This is a genomic window from Variovorax sp. KBS0712 (assembly GCF_006323185.2).
In the GTDB taxonomy this organism is placed as follows: domain Bacteria; phylum Pseudomonadota; class Gammaproteobacteria; order Burkholderiales; family Burkholderiaceae_C; genus Variovorax; species Variovorax boronicumulans.
Window position 1 is genome coordinate 187,891 of the sequence record NZ_VCCD02000001.1, and the last position, 10,419, is coordinate 198,309.

The following is a 10,419-nucleotide window of genomic DNA, read 5'->3' on the forward strand; positions in this document are numbered from 1 at the left end:
CCCTCACTCCGGCGTCTGCAACTCCGCCCACGCCGTCAGCATCGTCACCTGCGTGCGCAGCCAGCTCGTCGGCATCGACTGCGTGCCCCACACCGCGATGCGGCCCGCGTGTTCGCCCATGAGCCAGAACTGCCGCACCGCCATGAAGGCGGCGACGGCGTCGACATCCGCCGAGGGCAACGGGCGCGCGCTGCGGTAGCCCGCCAGGTAGCTGCGCCAACGCGCCAGCGACGTCGCGTCGAGCGATCCGCCCACGGTGCGCGGGTGCATCGCCCACAGGTACACGCACAGGTCGTAGGCCAGCCAGCCGGGGCCTGCATCGTCGAAGTCGAAGAACGAGGCGACGCGCACGCCGTCAAGTCCCTCTGTCACGAAGTTGTTCATGCCGTGGCAATCGCCGTGCCCGTGAACGCGCGTCAGGGCCGGCATCGCGGCGATGCGGGCTTCGAGCGTGCGTGCGATGGCGCTGAACTCCGGGCGCAGCGCGTCGGTCATGGTGGGCGCGGCGTGCAGGCGCTCCAGCGACGCGTGCAGCAGGTCGGGCAGTTCCAGGGTGTAGCGGCTGGCGGGCCCGTGGTAGTCATGCGCGGCTTCGTGCAGCTGCGCCAGGCCGCGGCCGGTGGCTTCGACGTCGGGCAGCACGTCGCCGGGCACGTCGCCGTCGAGGTGCTCGAACAGGATCAGCGGACGCTCGCCCTCGGGCAGGTCCATCGCGACAGCATGTGCGCCATCGCGTGCCGCCAGTGCACCAGCCACCGGCACGCCCCTGACCTTCAGGTGCACGAGCAGCGCCGTTTTGTAGCCGATGTTGGGAGCGCCGCGCGGGCGGTCGGCGCTCAGGCGCGCGACGGCGTGGCGGCCGTCGGCAAACTGCAGGCCGTAGACATGGTTGAAGCTGCGCCGCAGCAGCTCGCACGACCGGACCTCGCCGAAGTCGTAGGCCTGCGCCACCTTCTCTGCGATGGCGGCGCCCGTGGGCGTGGTCTGGGCGATCTGGGCAGAGCGGGCGGGCGTCGTCACGGGTGCGGCCTTTCGGGAGCGTGGGGCGCGCGATTCTGCCCTACCCTGCGCCGCCTCACCGCCTTGCGTCAACGCTCCAGATCACGATCGAGCGAAGCGCCCCCGTCCCCCACCTGCCGCCACGCCGGCGCCAGCGCCTTGCGCGCCGCATTGAGCTCGGCCATCGAGATGTGCAGCTCCGCCATGGTCTGCACCAGCAGCTCGAGCAGCGCGGCGCGCTGGCGCAGCCGCACGGTCTCGGCGCGGCGCGCGCGTTGGGCCTGGCGCGCCGCGGCCTGGATGGCGCGGCCCGTGGGCGAGTCGTGCGAGGGATGGTGGTGGTCGTCCACGGACAGGCCGGATGCAGCGCGCATGGGCAGTGGCATCACGCGGCGGCGGGCACACCCTGGACGGCGGCGGTGGCAGCAGCAGCAGCAGCGTCGGCATTCGCCGCGTCGCCGCGCGTCTCGGCGGCGGGGCCGTAGTTGCGCAGGTGCAGGAAGAACTCGCCCATCATCTGCATCCACAGGCGCACGGCAAACGCCAGGTAGGCGGGGCTGACGCCGCCGGCCACGACGACGTCCATCTCGAGCACGACGAAGTCGCCGTGCTGCGCCACGCGCGCAAAGCGCTTGCTGCGGTGCCAGGCGGCGAGCACGGCCTCGGGCAGCGTGCCGCCCTGCACGCGCAGCGGGCAGCTCAGGGTGAAGTCGGTGTACTGGGTGGTGGTGACGGCGTTGCCCCACAGCACCTGGAAGCCGATGCCGTGGCTGGCGCTGTGCAGGCGCACCACGCCATCCTGTTCGATGGCGGTGACGGCGCCGCCGGCGGCCTTGATGGCGTCCGACACCTGGTCGGGCGTGACGGCGTCGAGCATGTCGAAGGGAGTCGGCGTGGCGGCCTGGTCGTCGGTGTTCGGGGTCGTGGCGGTGGTGTTCATGGTGTGGTTGTTCTTTCAGGAAAAAGGGGGAATGTGTTCAGTTGGTCTTCTTGAGCGCGGCGTCGAGCGCGGCGCTGTCGATGCTCAGTTGCGCCGGCGGCGCCAGCTGGGCCATGTAGGCCTGCACCAGCTGCTGCTGCCGTTGTTGGCGCAGCGCGGCCTGCAGCTGCGGCTTCATTTCCTCGAGGGTGGCGGTGCGCGCGGGCTGGGTGTCGAGCAGCTTGACGATGTGGAAGCCGGCCTCGGCCTGCACCGGTTCGCTGACCTGGCCCTGCTTGAGCCTGGCCACGGTGTCGCGCAGCTCGGGCAGGATGCGCGCGAGCGGCAGCGTGTCGACCTCGCCGCCGCGTTCGGCACTGCGGCGGTCCTGCGAGCTGGCGCGCGCCACGGCGGCGAAGTCGCCGCTGCGGGCCTGCTTGGCGAGGCGGTTGGCTTCGTCGCGCACCTTGGCGATGGCGGCCGGGTCGCGCTCGGGCGTGGCCAGGTAGATCTGCGCCACGCGGTAGGCGGCCGGCAGGTTGAAGCCGGTCTTGCCCTGGTCGTAGGCGGTCTTCACCTCGGCGTCCGACGGAAAGCCCGCGGGCACCTGGCTCACGGATTCGAGGTAGCTGGTGGCGACGATGCGTGCGGTGATCTCGCGCGTGGCGGCGTCGATCTTCGCCTTCACGTCGGGCCGGTCGGCCCAGCCCTTGGCGCGGGCGTCGCGCAGCAGCGCTTCGCTCACGAGACGCTGGCGCAGCCAGCCGTCGAGGCTCGCGCGGTCGGCCTTGACGGCGGCGCGTTCGGTCTCGGGCAGGGTCTGCAGCAGCTTCTCGATCTCGTCCTGGCCGATGGTCACTTCGCCGATGCGCGCGACCACGGCGGGGCTGGGCGCGGCGGGTTGCTGCGCGGCGGCCACGCCGACCGACGAGACGAGCAGCACGCCGGCTGCCGCGCGCAGGCGGCGGCCGAGCCCGGCTGCGGGAGTGGCTTGTGCGGGGTTCATTGAGGCTTTCCTTCCGTGGCGGATGCAGCAGCCGCAGGCGCCGGCGCGCTCACGGCGCGCACGTCGAAGCGGCTCTCGTAGAGCTTGTCGCCGTACTGCTGCGCGATCTGTTCGTACTTGACGCGGCTTTGCGCCGCGAAGGGCTGGCGCGAGGCGAGCACGCTGCCCACGTCCATGGTTTCGTAGGCGCGCAGCACTTCCTGCCCGACGGCATACAGCTGCGTGTTCTTGGCCTCGCACTGCGTGAGCGCGGTGCGCTGCAGCGCGGCCTCGCCGGCCAGGCGCTGGCGCTCGGCCTCGGAGGCGCGTGCCATCTTCAGCAGCTCGTCGTAGGCGCCGCGGAACTGCGCGATCTGCGCGCCCGCCTTCTCGCTGGCGGCCTGGGCCTGGTCGCGCAGCTGGGCGTTGCCGGCGCTGGCCTGGCCGCGCGCGTGGCGCTCGGACGCGAGCTGGGCCTGGCTGGCGGCCAGTTCCTTCTTCAGCGTCTCGAGCTCGGACGCGGGCGGCGGCGCTCCGGGTGCCGCGGGCGCCTTGCCCGCGGGCTGCCCGGCCTTGAGCGCGGCCAGCTCGTTCTGCGCCTGCTGCAGCTGGGTGGTGGTGGTGCGCAGCTGCGCACGCAACCGCTCCTCCATGCTCTGGCCCTGCGGCTGCTGGGCCTGCGCAACGCCGGCCGTGGCGGCCAGCGCGGCCAGGGCCAGCGCCGGGAAGATCGTTCGGGACACGGCGGACTCCTTCTTAGAAACGCGCATTGAATTCGAGCTGCAGGGTGTCGATCGACAGCGGCGGGCCGTAGACCTCCTTGGTCGAGATCCAGCGGCCGGTGAACCACATGTTCTTGTCGATCGCATACGAGCCGCCCAGGAAGTAGCCGCGCGCATTGGTGCCGCCGCCGTGGAAGCTCGAATCGTTGTAGCCGTCGGGCATGGCGTCGGGCTCGATGCGCTTGTAGCCCGCGAGCACGTTCCAGTCGCCGCGCGCGGCCGGTGCCGGCTTGCCGTAGGTGGCCTGCAGCATGTAGGCGTTGCCGCCGCTCTTGAAGTCGGACTGGGTGGTGCCGCCGGTCGGGCCGAAGTTATTGACGATGGCGCCGCGGATGCCGCCGCGCTTCCAGATGTCGTTGGCGTCGTAGGCGGTGTTGCGCACGAAGTTGGCGTCCAGGCGCAGGTTGTTGCCGGCCACCTGGGTGTCCCAGCGCAGGTTCAGGTCGATCAGGCGGAACTTCGAGGCCAGGCCCACGTACTGCGGCTGCGGCGTGCCGGCCGGATTGAGCGGGTCGAGCGAGATGTCGCGCAGCAGCATGAGCGTGTTGCCCTTCTGCATGAAGGCCGGGCGCGACCAGTCGGTGCTGCAGCCGTCGGCGCCCGCGTACAGCGCGCAGGGCTCGGAGACCTGGCCGCTGACGTTGCGGAAGTTGTAGTACGCCAGCGCGCCGCGCACGCGGTTGTCTTCGTTGATCTTCCAGTCGGCGCCCACCTGCGCGCCGAGCAGCCACTTGTTCTCGCTCTTCATCTTGCGCTGGCTGCGCGTGGGCGAACCGTCCGCCGAGTACTCGAGCGGAATGAGGCCCAGCGTGCCGAACAGCGACAGGTCGCGGTTCGCAGCCAGCTTCTTGTCGAACTGCGCGGCAATGCCGTCGAAGTTCAGGTCGCTCGAATACAGCAGGTCGGTCGACATGAAGGGGTTGCCGAAGCGGCCGCCGGTCACGGTGAGCCAGTCGGTCGGCTTGTGCGAGATCCACATCTGGTCGAGCCACACGCTCTTCTTGCCCAGGCCGCCGCCCAGCGTGGTGGTGGTCGAGACGGGACTCTCGTCGCTGCCCGAGGCCAGGCGCACGCCGGCCTTGGTGTTCTCCGACAGGTCGGCCAGCAGGCCCACGCGTGCGCGGGCGCGGAACAGGTTGCGGCGGTCCTGGCGCGTGTTCAGGATCGACGGCAGCGACAGGTTGGTGTTGGGGTTGACGTCGTAGCCGCTGCCCTGGTTGAGCGAGGGCCAGTTGATCTCGATGTCGCTGTTGTTGCCGGCGTAGCTGCGCGATTCGTTGCGCACGCGCACGTCGCCTTCGAAGCGGATGCGCTTGCTCCACTCGGGCGTCTCGTTGGGCGTGGCCCAGCCTTCGTCCTTGGCCTGGGCCATGACCTGCGCCTTGACCTCGTCGCGGATCTGGTCGCGCACGGTCTGCGAGATGTAGGGCACGCGCACGTCACCCGCTTCGAGGCGCATGCCGCCCGCGACGGTGGCCGATGCGGCGGTGGCCGAGGCCGTCGCCTGGCGCTGCGCCTGCTGCGCGGCGATGGCTTCGGTCTGGGCCTGGGCCAGCAGCGCTTCGCCCACGTCCTTGGCGAGCGTGCCGCTCTGGATGAGGCCGCGGATCAGCTTGACCATGGCCGATTCGCCCGCGGGCGCGGCGGTGGTCTGGGCCATGGCGGTGCCGGCCGACAGCACGAAGGCGGAGGCCACGGCCGCCGCGAGCGCGCACTGGCGCAGGGCCGGCATCGCGCCCCGGCGCGGGAGGGTGTTGTGCAGGGTGTTCATCGCTTCGTTCACTGGAGGAAAGGAGTCGGGCCGGGCGTCGGCCGTACAGGTGTGGAAAGTCATGGCCGGCGGCCTTTCATCGACACGCGCATCGGAAAGCGCATCGAGGCCGGCGGACGTTCGTCGACGCGATCGAGCCCGCGCACCAGCGCCAGCACGGCCTCGTCGATGTCCTCGGTGCCGGTGCCGCGCACCAGCTGAGCGCGCGTGGTCTTGCCGTCGGCGCCGAGCCACAGGTCGATCTGGATGTCGTCGAACACCAGCTGGCGCGTGCGCGGATCACGCGACAGCGCCTGCTGCAACATGCTCGACACGTAGCGCGCATACGAGCCGCTGCCCAGGCCGCCGCCGGCGCCGGTGCCGCTCATGCCGCCGCCGCTGCCGGCCTGGATGCCGAAGGCGTCGTTGCCGGCCTGGCCGGCGCTGTCCATGGTCACCGGGTCGCCCAGGTCCTTCGAGGGGCTGGGCGGCGCGTCGTCCTTCGGCGCTTCCAGCGGCTCGACCGGCTTGGGCTCGGGCTCGACCACTTCGGGCTTGATCTTTTCCGGCTCGGGCTCGGGCAGCTTCTCGGGTTCGGGCGGTGGTGGCGGGGGCGGCGGCAGCATCAGCGTGGGCGCGTCGGCCACCACGCGCTTCTGGCTCGCGGTGTCGGACAGCAGCCGCCACACGAGCAGCGCCAGCGCCACGACGATCGCCAGGCCGATGACCACCCCGCCCCAGCGGCGCCACAGCGCGGCCGTTCCACCCGTGCCGCTGGAGCGCGGCGCGGGCGAGGCAGAAGAAATCGGGTCGCGAGGGTTCACGCTCCGGTCCTCACTTCTGCTTGCCGGTCACGAGGCCGATCTGGTTCAGCTCGATGCGGCGCAGCAGGTCGAGCACGTCGACCACCTTCGCGTACTGCACGCTGGCATCGCCGCGCACGATCACGGGAAAGTCGGGCGACAGCGCCTTCTCGGTGCGCAGGCGCTCCTCGAGCTCGGGCAGCGTGACCGGGTAGGCGTCCAGGAACACGTTGCCCGCGTTGTCGATCGTGATGGCCTTGGTCTTGGGCTTTTCCAACGCCACCGAGGCGCTGGCCTTGGGCAGGTCGACCTTGATGCCCGGGATGCTGGCGTTGCTGGTGAGGATGAAGATCACCAGCACCACCAGCAGCACGTCGACGAAGGGCGTGATGTTGATGCCGCCCGTGCGCTTGCGCACGGCGAACTTCGCGGCTGTGTTTGCCATGGTGCGCGGTCCTCAGGCGCGGCGCGCCTGCACGGCCACCGGCAGCGAGCGGCCCTCGCCCTGCTCTTCGGCCAGGCGCGTGACGAACTCGTCGACGAACACGGCCATGTCGGCGCCGATGGCGTCCGAGCGCGAGGCCAGCCAGTTGTAGCCAAAGAGCGCGGGGATCGCGACGCCCAGGCCGGCGGCGGTACACAGCAGCGCGGCGGCCATGCCGGGCGCCACCGAGTTGATGTCCACGGCGCCGGCCATGGCCGCCACCACGAACACCAGCATGATGCCGATCACGGTGCCGAACAGGCCCACGTACGGCGCGCCTTCGATGGTGGTCGACAGCCAGTTCATGCGCTTGGACATGCGCTCGGTCTCGCGCACCATCACGCCGTCCATCGCGGCGCGGATGGCGCCGATGGTGGAGGCCGACACGGCGTTCAGGTCGTAGCCGCGGTCATGGCGGCGGCGCATCTCCTCGATGGCCACTTCGTACAGGCGCCACAGCGAGGAATCGGCACGCACTTCCTGCGGCACCGTGTTGTTGGTGGCCAGGCGGTCCAGCGGCGCGCCGGCGGCTTCGCGGAAGTGCTCGATGAAGGTGGCGTTGGCGCGCGAGGTGGCGCCGAAGTTGCGACCCTTGCCGATCATGATGGCCCACGACAGCGCCATCATCAGGCCCAGCAGGCCGACCACGATCCACGCGTCCAGCGGCATCGCGGCCAGGATGAAGCCGAAGTGGCTCTTGCCGGCCTGCTGCTCGTCGGGACCGAAAGCGGCCAGGCGCGACTCGGCGCCTTGCGACACGGCATCGGCCAGCAGCAGCGCGTCGGGACGCGCGACCTTCGACAGGCGCACTTCGTCGATCGCACCGGTGAACGGCGCAAAGCCGGCCACGGGTGCAGCGCCCGGTGCAGCGGGTGCGGCAGCCGGTGCATCGGCGCCGAGCGCGGCGGCGGTGTTCAGCGCGGGCAGCTTCGCCGCCAGCGACACGGCCGGACGGCCGCCCACATACAGCGCGACGCTGTCGCCCTCGGCCTTCACCGCCAGGTGCGACCACTGGCCGGCCTGCACCGGCTGGCCGGGCGTGCTGCGCTGGCCGTTCACCTGCACGAAGGGCACGCCCTGGTCGATGCCGACCACGAGCTCGCCGGCGCCGTCGCGGCGCGCATAGATCGCCTGGCGCGCGCCGAGCGAATCGGGCTTGATCCAGGCCGAGAAGGTCAGCGTGCCGCCGGCCGTCACGGCCAGCGAGGGCGTGGCGGGCAGCATCAGCGCGCCGTTGCCGAGCTGGGCGCCCTTGCCGATGACCGTGCCTTCGACGGGCACCGCCGCGGTCTGGCCGTTGTTGCCGTAGGCGGTGGTGTCGCGCGGCGGCACTGCGCCTTCGGCGAAGTGGTAGACCAGCGTGTAGTCGGGGTCGAAGCTGCGCTGGCCGTTGCCCGAGGCCGGGGCCTTGGGGTTGCCGTAGTACATCCAGAGCTTTTGCGGCGTGCCGGCCGAGACGTTGGGCACGTCGACCCAGATCAGCGCGATGCCCAGGAGCGGATCGAACTGCTCGATCTGGTGGTTGAGCACGGTCTTGTCGTCACCCGCCACAAAGCGCAGGTCGGCGCCGGTCTCGCTCACGCCCTCGAACTTGAAGTTGCCCGTGTGCAGGCGCACCAGCACCGGCACGCGGCCGGCATCGCTGCCGATGGCGCCGGCCTGCGGGCCGCCGTCGATGGTGACGGGTTTGCGGTAGGCCCATTCGGCCTGCCACCAGGCATGGGCCAGGCCCGGCAGGAGCGTGCTCAGCAGCGTGAGCGCGATGAAAAGAAGTCGTCGCATGACAGGGTTCTCCGGAAAGCTCGTGGAATGAGAAAAAAATCGAAAAGAGGAATGGCTGTTGCCGTCGGTCGTTCGTTCGGTCAGTAGCTCGCGGTGATGCTGAAATTCACCTGCGTGTCGTGCTTCTTGGTGCGCGGCCCGTCGACCAGCGGATAGCCGATGTCGACGCGGCCCGAGAAATACGTGCCCACCTTGAAGGTCGTGCCCACGCCCACCGAATACAGCGAGAAGCGCTCGGCCTGCTCGGGCAGCGGGCTCTTCAGGCGCAGCCGCGCGGCGTCGGCAAAGGCGTACACGCGCCAGTTCTCGACGGTGCTGCCCAGGAAGGCGAGCGGCTTGCTGCGCAGCTCGACCGAGCCGACCACGCCGTAGTCGCCGGTGGCCTCGGCCGAGAGATAGCCGCGCACCGAGTTCATGCCGCCCGCGGCGATCTGCTCGCTCGAGACGAGCGGCGAATCGGTCATCTGCGCGTTGACGCGGAAGGCCACCTGCGTGCCGCCCTCGAAGCTGTGGGCGCCGTTGAGGTCGGTCTTGAGCACCATGAAGCTGGGCGAGGCCTTGTAGCGCTTGTAGTCGAAGGCCGCCCAGTCGCTGCCGTACTTGAACGAGCTGCTCGTGCCCGCCACCAGCGACACGCCCACGCCGTACTGGCTCTTGTCGGTCTGGCGGAAGCCCGAGTACGACAGCGTGATCGGCGCGTACTTGAGCGGCACCGTGTCGCCGCTGCCCTTGAGCGTCAGCGCTTCCTTGTTGTTCTTGAAGTCGACGCCCACGCTGAAGGCATGCCACCAGTTGCCGGTGTTGGGCACCGTGTAGGTGGCCTTCAGGCCGATCGAGTGGCCCTTGCCCAGCACGGTGGTGCCGCCCACGGTGGCCACGTTGCTGTCGGACACGAAGGCGTTGGCTTCCAGGCTCCAGTTCGTGCCCTTCAGCGGCGCGTTGTACGAGGCCGAGAACACCTGCGTCTGGTTCAGGTCCTGCGGCGCGCCGAAGAAGCTGATGGAGGCGCTGTGGCCCATCTGCCAGAGGTTGTCGTGGCCCAGCGAGGCGCTGGCGCGCAGCTTGCGCGTGTCGGCGCTGTAGTCGTTGTTCAGGCCCACGCTGGCGCGCCACGGGCTCTGGTCCTCGACCTTCAGGTCGACGTCCATCGTGCCCGGCATGGTGCCGGGGCGCACCAGCGGCATCACCTGGCGCTTGGGGCTGCGGTTGAGCGCGGTGAGCTCGGCCTGGGCCTTGTTGAAGTCGGGCACGCCGCCCTCCTTCAGCGCCGGCACCTGGTCGCGCACGTCGAGCGGCGAGTTGTACTCGGCGCCCACCACGCGCACGCGGCCCACGCGGGTCTCGTTGACCTGCAGGAACACCACGCCCTGCGTGACCTGCTGCTCGGGCAGGTCGACGTACACCGACTGGTAGCCCGCCGCCTGGTAGGCCGCGAGCAGCGCGTCGCGCGCGCCCTCCACGTCCTTGAGCGTGCGCTCGGGGCCGAGGAAGGGCGTGACCGCCTTCTCGATGGCGCGGGCGTCCAGCACGGTGTTGCCGCGCACGATGTATTCGGCGATGTCGACCTTGCGGGCCGGTTCGGTGGCCGCGGGCGCGGCCGGCGTGGAGACAGCGGCAGGTGCTTGTGCGAAGGCGCCCACCGGGGCACCGATCGCCATCACCGCCAGCCACACCGCTCTCCAGCAGGTCGGTGGGGCGTTCTTCTTCATGTCATGCATTTACAGCTCGGTTCTCAAGGATGAAGCTCGCGTGGCAGCGGCTCATGGTGGAGAGCCTTCATGTCGCTGCTGCGTACCGATACCTAGACGCACGGCGTGCGCGGCGACTGTCGTTTGTCACGAAAACTTCATCAAGAAATCGGCACGAGGTCCGGCGCGACGGGTTTCGCGCACATAAGAAGAAGGGCCTCCGCATG

At 70.3% G+C, this 10,419-nt stretch carries 10 protein-coding genes; all 10 read right to left on the reverse strand.

Features of this window, described 5'->3' with window-relative positions:
• Nucleotides 1–3: 3 nt before the first annotated feature.
• Nucleotides 4–1,020 (reverse strand): phosphotransferase enzyme family protein, encoded by a 1,017-nt coding sequence (locus tag FFI97_RS00830; protein ID WP_139702514.1) that lies wholly within the window; start codon nucleotides 1,018–1,020, stop codon nucleotides 4–6.
• Nucleotides 1,021–1,088: 68 nt separating this feature from the next.
• Nucleotides 1,089–1,373: a hypothetical protein gene (locus FFI97_RS00835; RefSeq protein ID WP_070061194.1), complete on the reverse strand. Its 285-nt coding sequence runs from the start codon at nucleotides 1,371–1,373 to the stop codon at nucleotides 1,089–1,091.
• Nucleotides 1,374–1,384: 11 nt separating this feature from the next.
• A complete protein-coding gene (locus FFI97_RS00840; protein ID WP_139702515.1) occupies nucleotides 1,385–1,939 on the reverse strand; it encodes a YbjN domain-containing protein in 555 nt (184 codons plus the stop codon).
• A 37-nt stretch (nucleotides 1,940–1,976) separates the two neighbouring features.
• Nucleotides 1,977–2,924 (reverse strand): peptidylprolyl isomerase, encoded by a 948-nt coding sequence (locus tag FFI97_RS00845; RefSeq protein ID WP_139702516.1) that lies wholly within the window; start codon nucleotides 2,922–2,924, stop codon nucleotides 1,977–1,979.
• Nucleotides 2,921–3,646 (reverse strand): hypothetical protein, encoded by a 726-nt coding sequence (locus FFI97_RS00850; RefSeq protein ID WP_260684865.1) that lies wholly within the window; start codon nucleotides 3,644–3,646, stop codon nucleotides 2,921–2,923. Before FFI97_RS00850 ends, FFI97_RS00845 begins: the two co-directional genes overlap by 4 nt.
• Nucleotides 3,647–3,659: 13 nt before the next feature.
• Complete coding sequence (locus tag FFI97_RS00855) at nucleotides 3,660–5,519, reverse strand: putative porin (RefSeq protein ID WP_260684866.1); 1,860 nt, start codon at nucleotides 5,517–5,519, stop codon at nucleotides 3,660–3,662.
• Nucleotides 5,516–6,259, reverse strand: a complete 744-nt coding sequence (locus tag FFI97_RS00860) for a hypothetical protein (protein WP_260684867.1) — start codon at nucleotides 6,257–6,259, stop codon at nucleotides 5,516–5,518. The genes FFI97_RS00855 and FFI97_RS00860 overlap by 4 nt, the downstream gene beginning before the upstream one ends.
• Nucleotides 6,260–6,269: 10 nt before the next feature.
• The gene (locus FFI97_RS00865; RefSeq protein WP_062474100.1) at nucleotides 6,270–6,683 is read right to left on the reverse strand and encodes an ExbD/TolR family protein; all 414 of its coding nucleotides are present in this window, start codon (nucleotides 6,681–6,683) and stop codon (nucleotides 6,270–6,272) included.
• A 12-nt stretch (nucleotides 6,684–6,695) separates the two neighbouring features.
• A complete protein-coding gene (locus FFI97_RS00870; protein WP_095947038.1) occupies nucleotides 6,696–8,504 on the reverse strand; it encodes a DUF2341 domain-containing protein in 1,809 nt (602 codons plus the stop codon).
• Nucleotides 8,505–8,584: 80 nt separating this feature from the next.
• Nucleotides 8,585–10,213 carry a ShlB/FhaC/HecB family hemolysin secretion/activation protein gene (locus FFI97_RS00875; RefSeq protein ID WP_260684868.1) on the reverse strand — a complete coding sequence of 543 codons (1,629 nt, stop codon included), beginning with the start codon at nucleotides 10,211–10,213 and terminating at the stop codon, nucleotides 8,585–8,587.
• Nucleotides 10,214–10,419 lie beyond the last annotated feature (206 nt).